At 50.4% G+C, this 16,101-nt stretch carries 15 protein-coding genes; 7 read left to right on the top strand and 8 right to left on the bottom strand.

What is annotated here, in order from left to right:
* Window positions 1-49 precede the first annotated feature (49 nt).
* Entirely contained in the window at window positions 50-766 is a 717-nt protein-coding gene (trmB, locus tag LVJ85_RS06600) for a tRNA (guanosine(46)-N7)-methyltransferase TrmB (protein ID WP_244742801.1), read from the top strand.
* 154 nt (window positions 767-920) lie between these two features.
* Here trmB and metW read toward each other — a convergent pair whose 3' ends face one another.
* Together metW and LVJ85_RS06590 are read right to left on the bottom strand one after the other, a co-directional pair.
* The gene (metW, locus tag LVJ85_RS06595; RefSeq protein WP_244742798.1) at window positions 921-1,505 is read right to left on the bottom strand and encodes a methionine biosynthesis protein MetW; all 585 of its coding nucleotides are present in this window, start codon (window positions 1,503-1,505) and stop codon (window positions 921-923) included.
* A complete protein-coding gene (locus LVJ85_RS06590; protein WP_244742795.1) occupies window positions 1,498-2,640 on the bottom strand; it encodes a homoserine O-acetyltransferase in 1,143 nt (380 codons plus the stop codon). Before LVJ85_RS06590 ends, metW begins: the two co-directional genes overlap by 8 nt.
* A gap of 350 nt (window positions 2,641-2,990) precedes the next feature.
* On the opposite strand from LVJ85_RS06590, the gene LVJ85_RS06585 reads away from it, so the two are divergent.
* The gene (locus LVJ85_RS06585; RefSeq protein WP_085362631.1) at window positions 2,991-3,728 is read left to right on the top strand and encodes a glutathione peroxidase; all 738 of its coding nucleotides are present in this window, start codon (window positions 2,991-2,993) and stop codon (window positions 3,726-3,728) included.
* A gap of 184 nt (window positions 3,729-3,912) precedes the next feature.
* Entirely contained in the window at window positions 3,913-5,358 is a 1,446-nt protein-coding gene (locus LVJ85_RS06580; protein WP_244742792.1) for a dihydrolipoyl dehydrogenase, read from the top strand.
* A 100-nt stretch (window positions 5,359-5,458) separates the two neighbouring features.
* On the opposite strand, the gene LVJ85_RS06575 is transcribed toward LVJ85_RS06580, so the two are convergent.
* Together LVJ85_RS06575 and LVJ85_RS06570 are read right to left on the bottom strand one after the other, a co-directional pair.
* Entirely contained in the window at window positions 5,459-6,025 is a 567-nt protein-coding gene (locus LVJ85_RS06575) for a hypothetical protein (RefSeq protein ID WP_244742789.1), read from the bottom strand.
* Between the two features lie 297 nt (window positions 6,026-6,322).
* Window positions 6,323-7,123 (bottom strand): molybdopterin-binding protein, encoded by an 801-nt coding sequence (locus LVJ85_RS06570; RefSeq protein ID WP_244742786.1) that lies wholly within the window; start codon window positions 7,121-7,123, stop codon window positions 6,323-6,325.
* Window positions 7,124-7,258: 135 nt separating this feature from the next.
* Here LVJ85_RS06570 and argG point away from each other — a divergent pair, with 135 nt between their 5' ends.
* Complete coding sequence (gene argG / locus LVJ85_RS06565; RefSeq protein ID WP_244742783.1) at window positions 7,259-8,608, top strand: argininosuccinate synthase; 1,350 nt, start codon at window positions 7,259-7,261, stop codon at window positions 8,606-8,608.
* Window positions 8,609-8,792: 184 nt separating this feature from the next.
* On the opposite strand, the gene mutL is transcribed toward argG, so the two are convergent.
* On the bottom strand, window positions 8,793-10,742 hold the full coding sequence (mutL, locus tag LVJ85_RS06560) for a DNA mismatch repair endonuclease MutL (RefSeq protein WP_244742780.1): 1,950 nt from the start codon (window positions 10,740-10,742) through the stop codon (window positions 8,793-8,795).
* A gap of 173 nt (window positions 10,743-10,915) precedes the next feature.
* On the opposite strand from mutL, the gene LVJ85_RS06555 reads away from it, so the two are divergent.
* The gene (locus tag LVJ85_RS06555; RefSeq protein WP_244742777.1) at window positions 10,916-11,353 is read left to right on the top strand and encodes a hypothetical protein; all 438 of its coding nucleotides are present in this window, start codon (window positions 10,916-10,918) and stop codon (window positions 11,351-11,353) included.
* 74 nt (window positions 11,354-11,427) lie between these two features.
* On the opposite strand, the gene ribBA is transcribed toward LVJ85_RS06555, so the two are convergent.
* Together ribBA and LVJ85_RS06545 are read right to left on the bottom strand one after the other, a co-directional pair.
* On the bottom strand, window positions 11,428-12,792 hold the full coding sequence (ribBA, locus tag LVJ85_RS06550) for a bifunctional 3,4-dihydroxy-2-butanone-4-phosphate synthase/GTP cyclohydrolase II (RefSeq protein WP_244742774.1): 1,365 nt from the start codon (window positions 12,790-12,792) through the stop codon (window positions 11,428-11,430).
* A 217-nt stretch (window positions 12,793-13,009) separates the two neighbouring features.
* Window positions 13,010-13,363 carry an arsenate reductase gene (locus tag LVJ85_RS06545; protein WP_244742772.1) on the bottom strand — a complete coding sequence of 118 codons (354 nt, stop codon included), beginning with the start codon at window positions 13,361-13,363 and terminating at the stop codon, window positions 13,010-13,012.
* A gap of 124 nt (window positions 13,364-13,487) precedes the next feature.
* Between LVJ85_RS06545 and LVJ85_RS06540 the strand changes: the two genes are divergently transcribed.
* Both LVJ85_RS06540 and LVJ85_RS06535 read left to right on the top strand, forming a co-directional pair.
* On the top strand, window positions 13,488-14,123 hold the full coding sequence (locus LVJ85_RS06540; protein ID WP_244742769.1) for a hypothetical protein: 636 nt from the start codon (window positions 13,488-13,490) through the stop codon (window positions 14,121-14,123).
* Window positions 14,124-14,254: 131 nt separating this feature from the next.
* Window positions 14,255-14,938: an energy-coupling factor ABC transporter permease gene (locus LVJ85_RS06535; protein WP_244742765.1), complete on the top strand. Its 684-nt coding sequence runs from the start codon at window positions 14,255-14,257 to the stop codon at window positions 14,936-14,938.
* A gap of 53 nt (window positions 14,939-14,991) precedes the next feature.
* Here the strand turns inward: LVJ85_RS06535 and LVJ85_RS06530 are convergent, their stop codons facing one another.
* Complete coding sequence (locus LVJ85_RS06530) at window positions 14,992-15,837, bottom strand: 23S rRNA (adenine(2030)-N(6))-methyltransferase RlmJ (protein ID WP_244742762.1); 846 nt, start codon at window positions 15,835-15,837, stop codon at window positions 14,992-14,994.
* Window positions 15,838-16,101 lie beyond the last annotated feature (264 nt).

Genomic DNA, 16,101 nt, shown 5'->3' with positions numbered 1-16,101 from the left:
TCTGAAAACTTTATTTTTTCAGACGGCCTCTACTGACTGAGGCAGAACAATGACAGAAAACGATACCAATCAATCTCATGAAGAGCTTGCTCCCGAGCAACACAAGCGCAGCATCCGCAGTTTTGTTTTGCGGCAGGGGCATATGACCGCAGCCCAACAGCGCGCCATCGATACCATGTGGCCGCAATTCGGCGTAGATTATCAAACGGCTGCCGTAGATTTGAATCAGGTTTTCGGGCGTGACAATCCGAAGGTACTGGAAATCGGCTTCGGCATGGGAACGGCTACGGTGGAAATCGCCAAAAGGCTGCCTGAAAAAGACTTTTTAGCCATCGACGTACACGGCCCGGGCGTGGGCAATATCCTGAAATTGATTGAAGAAGAGCAGGTGGGCAATATCAGAGTAATGCGCCATGATGCCGTGGAAGTGGTTGAGAATATGCTCGCTGATGATTCGTTGGACGGCATACATATTTTCTTCCCCGACCCGTGGCATAAAAAGCGCCACAATAAACGCCGTTTGGTTCAAACGCCTTTTGTTGCCAAGTTATTGCCTAAATTGAAAAAAGGCGGGTATATCCACATGGCGACCGACTGGGAAGAATACGCTGTACAAATGCTTGAGGTGTTGAGCGGTTTCGACAGTTTAAGCAACACCGCAGAAGATTATGCGCCCACACCGGAATACCGCCCTGAAACAAAATTTGAAGCGCGCGGAAAACGCTTGGGGCACGGGGTATGGGATTTGGTGTTTGTTAAACGCTGATCTTTTCCAAAGATTGAAATCCGGAAACCAAACTTAAATAAGCCTGAAAATTACGGCTAAGTTTGAGATTCAATCCCCATAAACTTAAAGCTGCCTGATTCAGGCAGCTTTATTAGTTTGTCGGCTTTAAAAGATAAGAGGCCGTCTGAAATATTCAACCGACGCGATAAAAGGCCAAGCTGCCTAAAAGGTTGGGCAAAATATTGATGCGTTTACCGGCGGTCATCACGGCGCGCTCCAAAACGCGGATATGGTTTTTCGCGCATAAACGGTCGAAGTCTTGCAGCGTACACCAATGAATATTGGGCGTGTTATACCATTGATAGGGCATGCGTTCGGATACTGGCATATGCCCGCACAATCCGATTTGCAGGCGGTTGCGCCAGTAGCCGAAGTTTGGAAAAGACACAATGGCTTGCTTGGCAACACGGGTAAGGTCTTGCAAAATGGTTTCGGTATTCTGCATCGCCTGTATGGTTTGGCTGAGTACGAGAATATCGAAGCTGTTATCCCCAAAATCTTGCAGCCCTTGCTCCAAATCCGCCTGAATCACGCTCACGCCGCGCTCTATCGAAGCGATAACGCCTTCCGTATCGATTTCTACACCGTAGCCGGTGCACTGTTTGCGTTGAATCAAGGCGGAAAGCAGTTCGCCGTTACCACAGCCCAAATCCAACACGCGGCTGCCTTCGGGAATCCAGTCGTAAATCAATTGCAAATCATCGCGTAATTCAGTCATGGGTGCATTCCTTGGCAACATTGTTCATATAGGCACGCACAGCGCGGATATAGGGTTCGTCGGCCATTAAAAAAGCATCATGACCGTGGTGCGATTCGACTTCGATATATTGGACATGCTTGCCCGCCTTTACCAAATGCTTCACCAATGCACGCGAGCGGGCGGGAGCAAAGCGCCAGTCGGTGCTGAAGCTGGCTACGAAAAACTTGGCTTGGGTGGTTTTCAAGGCGGCAACCAAATCGTTACCGAACTCGGCGGCAGGGGCAAAATAATCCAAAGCTTTGGTCATGCGCAAATAAGTATTGGCATCGAAGCGTTCGGCAAATTTATCGCCCTGATAGCGGAGGTAAGATTCCACTTCAAACTCAACATCATAGCCGTATTGATAGCCGTTGCTGTGCATATTGCGCCCGAATTTTTTTCCCAAACCTTGTTCGGCAAGATAAGTAATATGCCCCATCATGCGGGCGATACGCAGACCGCGGCGGGGGATGGTATTGTGGCGGCGGTAATGGCCGTCGTGAAAATCAGGGTCGGTAATAATTGCTTGTCGGGCAACGTCATTGAAAGCAATATTTTGAGCAGAGAGACGGGTAGAAGAGGCGATAACCAAAGCGTGCCTTACCCGTTCGGGAAAGTCTATTGCCCACTGTAATGCCTGCATACCGCCCAAGCTGCCGCCGATAATGGCAGCCCATTGTGTGATGTCGAAATGGTCGGCTAAGAGCGCTTGGCTTTTTACCCAGTCTTTTACAGTAACGACGGGAAAGTCCGCACCGTATTCTTCTCCGGTTTCGGGGTTGATGCTCAAAGGGCCGGTGCTGCCGTGGCATCCGCCGAGATTGTTTAAACCCACAACGAAAAAGCGGTTGGTATCGACCGGCTTACCCGGGCCGACCATGCTGTCCCACCAGCCGGGATATTTGTCTTCCGGGCTATATCTGCCGGCCACATGGTGGTTTCCGGAAAGTGCATGACAAATTAAGACGGCATTGGATTTATCGGCATTCAAGCTGCCGTAAGTTTCCACCATCAGATCGAAGCGCGGCAGCGTTTGGCCGTTTTGCAGGGCAAGCGGAACGTCAAACGGTATTTTTTGCGGCAGAGCAACCAACGCATCGGTATTGTGTGTCATAGCAGTCAGCAAAACTTGGTAAGGCGGGTATTATAGCCGTTTGATTATGATTTGTGCACAACCGCTGCAAAAGGTGCTTTGCCTCGAAGTTTTTCAGACGGCCTCAACTTTCATGCTGTAAATTTCTGTAAAGCAGGCTGGCTTTTGAGTGGAATTGCCCTATATCTTCGTTATTCATGCTTTGAAACGGTTTGCTTCGAAGCATGATTGGTTTTCTTGCAAGATACTTATAGTTTTTTATGATTAGCTTTATTTGAACTATAAATTATCTATCTTGGGAATATTGGTTAAAATAATCGGCCAATTTCTAGTTTCCCCTTAATCTAAACGTTTTAAACAGGAGTATCAAAATGGCTTTAGTAGATCGTACCGGTCAGCAAGTACCGAGCGTTGTATTCCACACCCGCGTCGGCGATTCTTGGAAAGATGTTTCTACCGATGATTTGTTCAAAGGCAAAAAAGTAGTGGTATTCTCTTTGCCGGGCGCATTTACCCCCACTTGTTCTTCTACCCACCTGCCTCGCTACAACGAGCTGGCCAAAGCGTTTAAAGAAAACGGCGTAGACAACATTTTGTGCGTATCTGTAAACGACACTTTCGTAATGAATGCTTGGGCTGCCGACGAAGAGTCTGACAACATCATCATGGTTCCGGACGGCAACGGTGAATTTACCGAAGGCATGGGCATGCTGGTTGACAAAGACAACTTGGGCTTCGGCAAACGCTCTTGGCGTTACTCTATGCTGGTAAACGACGGTAAAATCGAAAAAATGTTTATTGAGCCGGAAAAAGAAGGCGACCCCTTTGAAGTTTCCGATGCCGACACCATGCTGAAATACGTTGCTCCGAACTGGAAAGCTCAAGAGTCTGTGGCCATCTTCACCAAACCCGGTTGCCAATTCTGCGCCAAAGCTAAAAAAGCTCTGGACGACAAAGGCTTGGCTTACGAAGAGATCGTATTGGGCAAAGATGCCAGCATCGTTTCCGTACGCGCCATTACCGGTAAAGCAACTGCTCCTCAAGTATTTATCGGCGGTAAATACATCGGCGGCAGCGAAGATTTGGAAGCCTACTTGGCTAAAAACTAATTCGATTTAGTTCATTTATACACCGGGCCGTTTTAGCGAAGCTCACTCAAGTTCGCTTTCAGACGGCCCGTCTGAATAGCTTAAGGGTTATTCAGGCAGTCGCGGGCCGATGCGGACGATACTGCCTGAATAACTCTTAGTTTGGTTTTAGCGGCGGCAAACCGCCCATTAAAGGAAAAACAATATGAAACAGATTCAAGCTGACGTTGTGGTCATCGGCGGCGGTACTGCCGGTATGGGCGCATTCCGCAATGCGCGTTTGCATACCGACAATGTTTACCTGATCGAAAGCCATGCCTTCGGTACCACTTGCGCCCGCGTAGGCTGTATGCCGTCCAAACTGCTGATTGCCGCTGCCGAGGCACGCCATCATGCCTTGCATACCGATCCGTTCGGCGTTCATTTGGATAAAGAGAGCGTTACCGTAAACGGCGAAGAAGTGATGAACCGCGTGAAATCCGAGCGCGACCGTTTCGTCGGCTTCGTGGTGAGCGATGTGGAAGAATGGCCTGCCGACAAACGCATCATGGGTGCAGCTAAGTTTGTTGACGAGCATACCATTCAAATTGACGACCACACCCAAATCAAAGCCGACCGTATCGTGATTGCCACCGGTTCGCGTCCTGTCGTATTACCTCAATGGCAGACTTTGGGCGACAAAGTGATCATCAACGACGATGTGTTCTCATGGAACACCTTGCCTAAACGCGTGGCCGTATTCGGCCCCGGCGTAATCGGTTTGGAACTTGGTCAGGCTTTGCACCGCTTGGGTGTTGAAGTGCAAATCTTCGGTGTCAGCGGCTCGCTTGGCGGCATTTCCGATCCGGTTGTCTTGGAAGAAGCGAAAACCGTATTCGGTGAAGAATTGGTATTGCATTTGGACGCACAAACCGAAGCCAAGTTAAACGATCGAGGCGAAGTGGAAATCAGCTGGTCTGAAAACGGCGAAAGCGGCGTGTTTACCGCAGATTACCTGCTGGCTGCCGTCGGCCGCCACCCGAATGTGGATAATATCGGCTTGGAAAACATCAACATTGATTTGGATGATCGCGGTGTGCCGAAAGCCCACCCGCTAACCATGCAAACCAGTATTCCGCATATTTTTATCGCAGGCGATGCTTCCAACCAACTGCCGCTGCTGCATGAAGCCAGCGATCAGGGCAAGATTGCCGGCGACAACGCGGGCATGTATCCGAATATTAAAAACGGTTTGCGCCGCAGCCATATCGGCGTGGTGTTTACCAGCCCACAGATTGCTTCTATCGGCTTGAAATACGCCCAAGTAATGGAGCGTTATAAAAACCCCGAATGCGTGGTTATCGGCGAAGTTTCGTTCCGCAATCAAGGCCGCAGCCGCGTGATGTTGGTCAACAAAGGCCATATGCGCGTGTATGCCGAGCAAGGCACGGGCTTGTTTATCGGTGCGGAAATCGTCGGACCCGCTGCCGAGCATCTGGCACACTTGCTGGCTTGGGCGCATCAGCAAAAGATGACCATTCCGCAAATGCTGGATATGCCTTTCTACCATCCGGTTATCGAAGAAGGCTTGCGCACCGCTTTGCGCGATGTAAACAGCAAATTAAAAACGCATGAAGTGCATACCGAATGCGCCGAATGTCCGGGCGAATAATCCGAACGGTTTCAATATCAAACAAACAATGCCGTCTGAAATTTCAGACGGCATTGTTATTGGTTTTAAAGCTCAATAAATCAAATCGGCAAAGAAAGATTTATTTTTTCGCTTTTTTATTCAGCTTGGCCGTAGTGGCTTTATCAAGCACACAGCCACGGATAACGATTTGGGAAACTTGCTGCTGCTGGCCGTTTACGGTTTCGATGGCTTCTTGGGTCAGCATGTTGCCGTTCACTTTGTCTAAGTTGGCGGGATTGGCTTTATCCGCAACCCAAGTGATACCGTTGCCGGCAAAAACGTTTTTGTCGTCAGCACCGATCACGCGGAATAAATTGGGAGACAGTTTATCTTGATATTTCACTTGAGCCGCCACAACTTCTTTGCCTTTAATGCCATACATTACGGTAAGAGGCTGTTTGGCTTTGGCGGCACCGCATTTGTAGGCCACTTCTTTAGTGCTGTCGAGAGAAGTAACTTCAACGGTTTTCGGAAGTTGAACTTGGGGAACCTGCTGCTGTACTTGTTGCGGTGCGGCCGGTTGTTGGGCGACAGGTGCGGGAGTAGCGGCTTGGGCTTTGGGTTTATCTTTGCCGAACATACCGCAAGCGCTCAAAGTGGCGGTCAGTGCCAATACGGGAACGATGGTTTTCAGGTTGTGTGTCATAAGTTACTCCGTTGTCAAAATGGTTACATAATGTGCATAGGGCACAGACGTTGATTGGTCAACCATAACAGATAAAAAGTTCCTTGTCTTTCCAGCAAGAGCACAAGCCCAAGTATCTGTATCCGACCAAGCGGTGTTAAGGGCTTTTTTAATTTTTATGATTTTGATTTAATGATTTTTTATCCGTTATGAAAAAACAACTCAAATCAAGTAAAGATTGAATAAGGCCGTCTGAAAACTTTAGTTGGTGCTTTTCAGACGGCCTTATTCAATATGGCGGAATACTGATTTTAAGGTTTAAGGGGCATGATGTTGGAAAACCGCGCCGATGTCGTTTAAACGCTTCAGCACTGCCTCCCAAGCTTCTTCAATATGCGAACAGGCTTCGCCGACGGCTTTGATGCCGAATTCGATGTGGGGCGGGATAACTTCGCCGTCTTCCGTCGACCAGCCCACGCTCGGCAGGCTGAACGAACGTATGCCTTCGTAACCGGCTTCAATGTCGCGCATAATCGGAGCGACATGCGATTCCGGCATACGGAATATCCACACGGTGCGCTGCGCGTTATCTACCGTATTAAAACGGTCGGCATAATAGGTTTCAACCACCCATTCGGCCATCGGGTGCGCCATCACGGGGAAACCGGGAAAGAAATAATGTTCACGGATGGAAAAGCCGGCGATTTTATTGTAAGGATTAGGAATCAAATCCGACCCTTCGGGAAAATCCGCCATCAGCAAGCGCTGTTGATGGGAAGCGGAATCCAGCGCATCGCCGCGCTTGAGCGACGTTTCCTCGATAAACGGCACCGCTCCGGCGTGGCGCTCAATCGGCAGGTTCAAAGCCTCCGCCGCTGCTTGGCGGGTGTGGTCGTCGGGAGTGGAACCGATACCGCCGGTTACAAAAGTAGGCAGGCCGTCTGAAAAACTGCGGCGCAGCTGCTTGACCAACAGCGCGTAATCGTCCGGCAGATACTGCACCTGATTCAAGCGCAAACCGCGTGCTTCCAGCAGATGTTTGAAAAAAGCAAAATGTTTGTCGGCGCGGCTGCCGTGCAGAATTTCATCGCCGATAATGATTAAGTTGAAATATATCATTGCGTATGCTTGGAAATATAAATGAAAAGGCCGTCTGAACCTATTTTCAGGCTGGACGAATCAACTGATTCATACAATAATAACCCGTTTTCGGGCCGTCTGAAACGGCACAATCATAATCAACAGGAATTCCCGATGAGCCAGCATAATCATACTATTCTACAAAGCCTGCCGACAGGCCAAAAAGTGGGCATTGCCTTTTCAGGCGGCCTCGACACTTCCGCAGCCCTGCTATGGATGAAACTCAAAGGCGCGCTGCCTTATGCCTACACCGCCAACCTCGGCCAGCCCGACGAAGACGACTATAACGCGATTCCGAAAAAAGCCAAAGAATACGGCGCCATCGAAGCCCGCCTGATCGATTGCCGCAGCCAGCTTGCGCACGAAGGCATTGCCGCCATCCAATGCGGTGCCTTCCATGTAACCACCGGCGGTGTCACTTATTTCAACACCACGCCTTTAGGCCGCGCCGTCACCGGTACCATGCTGGTATCGGCCATGAAAGAAGACGACGTCAACATTTGGGGCGACGGCTCTACCTACAAAGGCAACGACATCGAACGCTTTTACCGTTACGGCCTGCTGACCAACCCGCATCTGCGCATCTACAAACCGTGGCTCGACCAAACCTTTATCGACGAATTGGGCGGCCGTCAGGAAATGAGCGAATTTTTGATTGCCAACGGCTTCGACTACAAAATGTCGGTTGAAAAAGCCTATTCCACCGACTCCAACATGCTCGGCGCCACCCACGAAGCCAAAGATTTGGAATTTTTGAACACCGGCATCAAAATCGTTAAGCCGATTATGGGCGTAGCGTTTTGGGATGAAAACGTTGCCATCAAAGCCGAAGAAGTAACCGTGCGCTTTGAAGAAGGCGTGCCGGTAGCCCTGAACGGCAAAGAGTTTGCCGACCCTGTGGAGCTGTTTCTCGAAGCCAACCGCATCGGCGGCCGCCACGGCTTGGGCATGAGCGACCAAATCGAAAACCGCATCATCGAAGCCAAATCGCGCGGCATTTACGAAGCCCCGGGCATGGCTTTGCTGCACATCGCTTACGAGCGTTTGCTGACCGGTATCCACAACGAAGACACCATCGAACAATACCGCATCAACGGCTTGCGTTTAGGCCGCTTGCTGTATCAAGGCCGCTGGTTTGATTCGCAAGCATTGATGCTGCGCGAAACCGCCCAACGCTGGGTAGCCCATGCGATTACCGGCGAAGTCACTTTGGAGCTGCGCCGCGGTAACGACTATTCGATTCTGAATACCGAATCGCCGAATCTGACCTACCAACCCGAGCGCTTGAGCATGGAAAAAGTGGAAAACGCCGCCTTCACACCTGCCGACCGTATCGGACAGCTGACCATGCGCAATCTCGACATCGTCGATACCCGCGCCAAACTCGGCCTGTATTCGAAAACCGGCCTGCTTTCATTGGGCGAAGGTTCGGTGTTGCCTCAGTTGAGCAACAACGAGAAATAAAGCGGATATACGCTGATAAGCCGTTATCTTAGTAAAAGGCCGTCTGAAGTATTTTCAGACGGCTTTTTACTTTTGCGTAATTCAGATAGATAAGCGCCTTAAAAACTAGAGGCCGTCTGAAACCGATTTTCAGACGGCCTGCTTATGACTTCACAGATTATTTCAGCAAAACAATCTTTCTCACTCACTGCCCGCGCAAAAACAGCGCGTCCAATTCTTTCAAAGTGAGCTTCACCCAAGTGGGGCGGCCGTGGTTGCATTGGTTGCTGCGCGGCGTGTTTTCCATGTTGCGCAAGAGGGCGTTCATTTCCGGCAGGGTCAGCTGGCGGCCGGCGCGCACGGAGCCGTGGCAGGCCATGGTGGAAAGGATTTGGTTTTCACGCGCTTCGATGGTTTGCGAACTGCCGTTTTGGGCGATTTCGCGCAACATGTCGCGGGCGAGCGAGGCTACGTCGCTTTTGCCGAGCATGGCGGGCACGGCACGCACGGCGATGGTGTTGCCGCCCATGTCGGAAAGCTCCAAGCCGAATCCGCGCAAGGCTTCGGCGTGGTCGGCGAGGGCGGCGGTTTCTTCGTGGCTGGCGGCGAAGGTTACCGGAATCAGCAGCCGCTGGCTTTGCAGGCTGCCGAGGGTGTCGCGCTGGGTTTTCATTTTTTCGTAGTTTACCCGTTCGGCGGCGGCGTGCATGTCCACCAACAGCAGGCTGTCTTCGGCTTGGGCAAGGATATAGATGCCTAAAAGCTGGGCAATGGCAAAGCCCAGCGGCGGCAGTTCGGGTGCTTGCGTTTCTTGATGCGGGGCATGGTTTTCAGACGGCCTCTCCGCTCCGAAACGGGCTTGTTCGAACTGGCTAAGTTCGATGTCTTCGTTCGGTTCGGTTTTGCGGTATAGCTCGGCGTAAGTGTTTAAGGCGGCACGGCTTTCGCGCAGGGAGAGGGTGCGCTGCTGCGGTGCGCGGGCGGCGGAATAGGGTGCGGGTGCGGATTTGCCGCCGAAGCCGCCGAAATGCTGTTGCTGCGGCGGTGTAGTCAGGTTGAGGCCGTCTGAAAGGTTTTCCGACGCACTGGGGTTTTCAGACGGCATCGTTACGCCCAGCATTTCGTGCAATACGCTGCCGGCGTTGCTCACGCTTTCGGTTTGGTCGGCGCGGGTGTCGGCCAGGGCTTTGTTGAGGGTGTGGAATACCAGTTGGTGTACGGCTTGGCTGTCGCGGAAACGGATTTCGGTTTTGGTGGGATGCACGTTTACGTCCACCGCTTCGGGCGGCAGGTCGAGAAACAGCACGAAAGCGGGTGTGAGGGCGTTGTGCAACACGTCGCGGTAGGCTTGTTTTACGGCGTGCAGCATCACTTTGTCGCGCACGAAACGGCGGTTGACGAAACAATACTGTTTGTCGGTTTTGCCTTTGGCAAAGGTAGGCTTGGCGATGAAGCCGTGAAGCCGCATGATGCCTTCGCCGCTGTCGATTTCCAAAGAGGCCGTCTGAAAATCGTCGCCTACGATGGCGGCAATGCGTTCCCGCAAACTTTGTGCGGGCAGTTTGAAGATGGTTTTACCGTCGCGTTTGAGCGAAAAGGCGATGTGCGGATGCGCCAGCGCGAGGCGTTCGAGCATGGTGGCGCAGTGGGCGTATTCGGTGTTTTCGGATTTTAAAAACTTGCGCCGCGCGGGGGTGTTGAAGAAAAGCTCGGCCACTTCCACGGTGGTGCCGACGGGGTGTGCCGCCGCGCCGCTTTCGCTGAGTTTGCCGTCTTCCGCTTTTACCTGATTGGCATGCGCGCTGCTTTCGGTGCGGCTGGTGAGCGTGAGGCGGCTTACCGATGCGATGCTGGCCAAACCTTCGCCGCGAAAGCCCATGCTGGCAACATGTTCCAAATCGGTGAGCGATTTGATTTTGCTGGTGGCGTGGCGGTGCAGGGCGAGGGAAATGTCGTCGGCGTGAATGCCGCTGCCGTTGTCGGTAACGCGGATCAGCCTGATGCCGCCGCCGGCAAGTTCCACGTCTATCGCCGTCGCACCCGCGTCGATGCTGTTTTCTACGATTTCTTTCAAGGCGCTGGCGGGGCGTTCCACCACTTCGCCGGCGGCGATTTGGTTAACGAGATGGTCGGGCAGGGCGGCGATGCGGTTCATGGTGCGGCTCTTTCTATCGGGTAGAAGGTTGTTCAGACGGCATTATAGCGGATAGGCCGTCTGAACGCTTTCGGCTGTTGCAATGAAGCGCGCCTGCAATCATCAGGCCGATTCACGCGTGCAGATTCGCTGTTATATAATAAACGCATATTCAATCTGAGAATTTAAGCATAATGAAAGAAACAATCTTGAAGAAAATCAGCAAATGGTTGCTGATTATTTTGCTGTTATTGTTGTTGATTTTATTGGTTTGTTTGGTTTTGGCCTATTTCTTGACCCGCAACGACGGAGAATCTTACTACTTCAATATCGTCGCCATCACGCTGTTTATGATTTTGGCCTCTTTGTTGGCGGCTTATTTGGCTTTGGTGCCGGGCAACCGCGCTTTGGTTGCAGCAAAAGCTGCGGCTGCATCGACACCGTGGGCTGTTTTGGGCAAATTTGTGTGGATAGCCAAATGCTTGCAGATTACGATTGCGGTTATCGGTATTTCGGCGGCAACCGTGATGGCGGTCAATTTGGCTTCCCATTGGTCGGAAACGCATTTTATATGCGATGAAGAACATCCCTGCGAGCGTTCTTCAGGCGGAAACAGTCGCGGCGATGACTAAAAAGCCATAAATAAAACAAGCCGATACCTGTTCGTAAAAGGTATCGGCTTGTTTTGTTTAGACGGGTAAAAGAGTTATTTGCTTTCCGGTGCTTCTTCAAAGCCGACCACTTCCAAACCGAAGCCGGTTAGGCCGTTCATAGATGAAGGTTTGCCCATCACGCGCATTTTTTGCACGTTTAAGCCGGCCAAAATCTGTGCGCCGATGCCGTAGGTTTTTCTGTCCCACTTTTTCACTTGGAAGCTGTTTTTCGGCAAAGTTCGGTCGAGGAGGACGGCGCCGTCTTCGGTGCGGTGCAGCAAAATAATCACGCCCGCGTCGGCTTGCTGGATTCTTTGCAGCGCAAGGGGAATCGGCCAAGAATGGTTGGGGTCGGCTTGGGTAAAGTCCATCACGCTAAACGGCTCGTGTACGCGCACCAAGGTTTCTTTTTCGGGCGACAATTCGCCTTTTACCAAAGCCAAATGGGTTTCGCCGGAAAGTTTATCAACATACACATGCTGCTGAAACTCGCCCCAAGGCGTGTTCACGGTGGTGTCGCCCATTTCTTCGAGCAGGCTTTCGGTGCGGCTGCGGTATTCGATCAAATCGGCGATGGTACCGATTTTCAGATTGTGTTCTTCGGCAAACTTCATCAGCTCGGGCATACGCGCCATGGTACCGTCGTCGTTGAGAATTTCGCAGATGACGCCGGCGGGAATCAGGCCGCTCATTTGTGCTAGATCGACGGCGGCTTCGGTGTGTCCGGCGCGCACCAATACGCCGCCTTTTTGCGAACGCAGCGGGAAAATGTGGCCGGGCTGGACGATGTCTTCGGCTTTAACCGTCGGCGACACGGCCGTCTGAATCGTTAAGGCGCGGTCTGCGGCGGAAATGCCGGTGGAAATGCCGTGGGCAGCCTCGATGGATACGGTGAAGTTGGTGCCGTATTGTGCGCCGTTTTTCTGTGTCATCTGAGGCAGGTTTAAGCGATCGACCAGCTCGTCGTTCATCGGCAGGCACACCAATCCGCGGGCATGTTTGATCATAAAATTAATGGCTTGCGGCGTTACAAATTGGGCAGCCATGATTAAATCGCCTTCGTTTTCGCGGTCTTCGGCGTCGGTAATGATGACCATTTTGCCGGCTTTGATGTCGGCAAGAATGTCGGCAATAGGGGAGATGTCGCTCATTTTCGGATTCTTTTCTTGAGGTGTCGGATGGTGTGCGGAAGAGGTTTCAGGCAGATCGCCGTGGTCGGTATCCAGCCACATGGCGGGCATTCCGGCAGACTGCTCGATTTTGCGGGCTTTTTTTTCGCCGAACGATTTGTTTTTCAACAGCGAAGACAGTTCGCCCTGATTGATGGAGGCTGCCGCGGCGAAGTGCGCTTGCTGGCCGCCATGCTGCCGTATGATCCATTGGCGCAGATTGCGGCGGCGCAGATCGGCAATATCCATGGTTCAAACTTTCAAAATAATGGTGCGGCGTATTGTATGGCTGATTTTACCGAATGGCAAATTTTCACAACGCTTCTGAATTTACCTTTTGGTAAAGTAAATATCATTTCATTTCATTAAATGGCTTGAGGCCGTCTGAAAGTAAGCTTTGCAAACCTCGCTAAACTTTTTCAGACGGCCTCAAGCGGTTTAATCCTACAAACTGATAGCACTATCTTCATAAAGATAAAAAGATTTTGGCATAATCATCGGCTCGAAAACCGGCAGAATGCTGATTGTGATGTTGAAGAATAGGGCGTTTGATCAGGCTTGGATTGGCAATCATCACCGCTATCGCGCCTTGCGTACATTCAGCGGCGGCTTGCTGTTCGCTGCTGAGTTTGCGCCAAGTCGTACCGCGTTTGTTGAGCAAGGTTTCGATGGGGATGTCTTTCAACCAGCTTTCAATCAAGGCGGCATCGGGCGGCGTTTTTTTGAAATCTACGAAGTCGTAAGCGATATTGTTTTCCGCCAGCCACGCACGGGCTTTTTTAACGGTGTCGCAGTTGGGAATGCCGTATAGGGTAGTCATGATGTGGGTATCCGTAATGATTTCAGACGGCCTCTATTGTAAGCACGGGCGCAAGGTTTGTCATGAACGCTAAAAAAGGATATGCTGTTTTAACTGTAAAATCTAAGTCCGCAAGGAGCATGAAATGTACAAAACCGCTTTAACCGTGTGCGCCGCTTTGCTGCTCGGCGCCTGTTCCGGCAACTCTCCCGGCAAATCTACTTTTGAAAAAGCCATCAACCAACACATTTCGCAACAAGGCGTATGCGTTCCTTTAACCGTTAAAATCGAAACCAACGGCATGGCTGTTCAAACCTTGCTGGGTCTGAATCAGATTAAAATACCCGACCGCAACGCAAACGGCGACAAAATCAATCAATCAGCCATCGCGCAAATGAAAATTTTGGACAGCGAAGGGTTTTATAAAAAACAATCATCCGAAACCTTTGAATTTCCGGGCACTAAAAACAAAACTAGTGTTTACGTTTACGAGCTGACCGAAAAAGGCAAAGGCAAAATCCGTGAAGAAGGCTTGGAGCCGCGTTTCTGCATCGGAACGCAAAAAGTCGAAAAAATCAATTGGTTCACAGAGCCGACACCTTCGGACGGCATGACTGTCAGCAAAGTATCGTATGAGGCGCGTTTTGAAACGGAAAAATGGGCTGAAAAATTCTTAAAAGAAGCCGGCAACGGCTGGAAACACCCCGAAGCAACACGCACCAAAACGGCGACTTTAGTCAAAACCAACGACGGCTGGCGCGACATCCGCGAGCTTCGGTAATCCATTAAACCAAGTAATCGGCTTGAAACAAATAGCGGACAGGTATTTCTCAAAACACCCGTCCGCCTTTATAATCAGGCCGTCTGAAAGTGAGCTTTGCGCACTTCGCTAAAACTTTTATAAGCTGTTTGATGAACTTCCTTAACCAATGGTTTCCGCCCGAATGGACAATCGCCGCCCACATTATCTGGGCGGCTTTTCTGCTGCTTACCGCCCGACGCGCTTTCTCGGCTGCGGCAAAGCATCCCGCCGCCATTAGTGTTGCAGTCATCTGCTTGGCCGTTTTATGGACCTTAAACGCCGATTTAAGCAGCGGTCAGTTAGCCGGAATGAACTACCATCTTCTCGGCATCAATTTGGTTGCCTTGATGTTGGGCGCACCGGCCGCTTTGTGGTTGGGCACTTTACTGCTGATACCGTATGCCGCCGTTCACGGCATTGAAAACCTTGGCGTAACCAGCCTTAACGCACTGTTTTTATTATTGCCCGCCTTGAGCATAAACCTGCTGTTACGCAAAATAGCGGTTCGCCTACCGCCTAATTTGTTCGTGTATATTTTTTTCAACGGCTTCATTTCAGCCGCATTGGGCATGCTGTTGACCGGCGTATTCATCGTTTTGCTGCTGCAAACAGCGGGCGTGTTTTCAGCGGAAGCGCTGTGGTCGTCGGCATTTCCCGTTTTCTTCCTGCTTACATGGGGCGAAGCGTTTCTAAACGGCATTTTTACCGCGATATTTGTCGCGCTTCGCCCCCAGTGGCTGGCTACCTTTGACGATGCCCGTTATTTGCATACAGAAAGCAGCATCTGGAAATAAGCGGCACATTTATCCATAGGCCGTCTGAATTTGATAGATCAGTATCAACAGGCTTATTGAATCTGAAAATCCAACACAAAACGGGCAGATTCGTCTTGCCCCAATATTTGCACCAATTCAGGTAAATTCTTTTGCAGCTGTTCGGCAAGCAGATAAGGCGGATTCACAACAAACATCCCGCTGCCGTGCATACCGAAGCCGTCTGAACGGGGAGCATGAACATGGAGTTCTGCGTTTAAATAATTATCGGGAAAAATCTTTTTCAGTTGCTCAGGCAGCTTCCTGCTTTCCTCACGGCTCAAGCACGGATACCAGATCAAATAACATCCTGATTCAAATCGTTTTTTAGCGTCTTTTAAAACATTGGCCACCCGCGCATAGTCTTGTTTTTCCTCATAAGGCGGATCAATGAGCACCACCGCCCGACGGGTTGGCGGAGGAAGCAGGGCGATCAATCCCTGAAAACCGTCGGACTGCATAACCTGCCCGCGTTTACCCAATCCCGCTACCTGCATATTATTCTGTAAATGTTTAAAATCAGTAGGATGCAGTTCAAACAAACGCAACTTATCACTTGCGCGCGTTAAAGCCTGAGCCAACCAAGGCGAACCGCAATAAAGGTTTTCACCCGGCAAAATATCTTTCAGACGGCCTGTAAATGCTTGGAGCAATTCAGGAAGTTTGTCAGAAGAATTTAACCGTTCAATGCCTTGCTTATACTCACCAATCTTTTGAGATTCGTTGCTATACAAATCATAAAGACCGGCACCGCTATGGGTATCTATGTACCAATAAGGTTTGTCCTTACGGTTAAAATAATCCAAAACCAAATACAAAATAAAATGTTTAAGCACATCGGCATGATTGCCGGCATGAAAAGCATGACGATAACTGAGCATAAATAAGTTTCTGAGAAAAGATAAAGTTTGCTTATTTTACGGCAATAGAATGGTTGTAGCGATAATCAAACGGAGACTAAAAACGGTTAACAAAAAGTTTCTTTTTTTAATAAATCCAAATTATAATTTTAGTTACAAAAACTAAAGTAAAAAAATCATGACAATCACAAAACCGCTAATTATCATTGCAAGCCTTTTAATATCATCCTCAGTATCTGCAAAGTATAGATGGGATATAGAAAAAACTGAACGAAGCTGCCAATT

Origin of the sequence: Neisseria sp. Dent CA1/247 (assembly GCF_022870825.1) — a bacterium.
GTDB classification, from domain to species: Bacteria; Pseudomonadota; Gammaproteobacteria; order Burkholderiales; family Neisseriaceae; genus Neisseria; species Neisseria zoodegmatis.
This window is presented reverse-complemented; position numbering and strand designations above follow the sequence as displayed.

Bases quoted from the DNA above. Each gene is read 5' to 3' on its own strand.
- trmB (WP_244742801.1), top strand. From the start codon at position 50: ATGACAGAAAACGATACCAATCAATCTCATGAAGAGCTTGCTCCCGAG.
- metW (WP_244742798.1), bottom strand. From the start codon at position 1,505: ATGACTGAATTACGCGATGATTTGCAATTGATTTACGACTGGATTCCC.
- LVJ85_RS06590 (WP_244742795.1), bottom strand. From the start codon at position 2,640: ATGACACACAATACCGATGCGTTGGTTGCTCTGCCGCAAAAAATACCG.
- LVJ85_RS06585 (WP_085362631.1), top strand. From the start codon at position 2,991: ATGGCTTTAGTAGATCGTACCGGTCAGCAAGTACCGAGCGTTGTATTC.
- LVJ85_RS06580 (WP_244742792.1), top strand. From the start codon at position 3,913: ATGAAACAGATTCAAGCTGACGTTGTGGTCATCGGCGGCGGTACTGCC.
- LVJ85_RS06575 (WP_244742789.1), bottom strand. From the start codon at position 6,025: ATGACACACAACCTGAAAACCATCGTTCCCGTATTGGCACTGACCGCC.
- LVJ85_RS06570 (WP_244742786.1), bottom strand. From the start codon at position 7,123: ATGATATATTTCAACTTAATCATTATCGGCGATGAAATTCTGCACGGC.
- argG (WP_244742783.1), top strand. From the start codon at position 7,259: ATGAGCCAGCATAATCATACTATTCTACAAAGCCTGCCGACAGGCCAA.
- mutL (WP_244742780.1), bottom strand. From the start codon at position 10,742: ATGAACCGCATCGCCGCCCTGCCCGACCATCTCGTTAACCAAATCGCC.
- LVJ85_RS06555 (WP_244742777.1), top strand. From the start codon at position 10,916: ATGAAAGAAACAATCTTGAAGAAAATCAGCAAATGGTTGCTGATTATT.
- ribBA (WP_244742774.1), bottom strand. From the start codon at position 12,792: ATGGATATTGCCGATCTGCGCCGCCGCAATCTGCGCCAATGGATCATA.
- LVJ85_RS06545 (WP_244742772.1), bottom strand. From the start codon at position 13,363: ATGACTACCCTATACGGCATTCCCAACTGCGACACCGTTAAAAAAGCC.
- LVJ85_RS06540 (WP_244742769.1), top strand. From the start codon at position 13,488: ATGTACAAAACCGCTTTAACCGTGTGCGCCGCTTTGCTGCTCGGCGCC.
- LVJ85_RS06535 (WP_244742765.1), top strand. From the start codon at position 14,255: ATGAACTTCCTTAACCAATGGTTTCCGCCCGAATGGACAATCGCCGCC.
- LVJ85_RS06530 (WP_244742762.1), bottom strand. From the start codon at position 15,837: ATGCTCAGTTATCGTCATGCTTTTCATGCCGGCAATCATGCCGATGTG.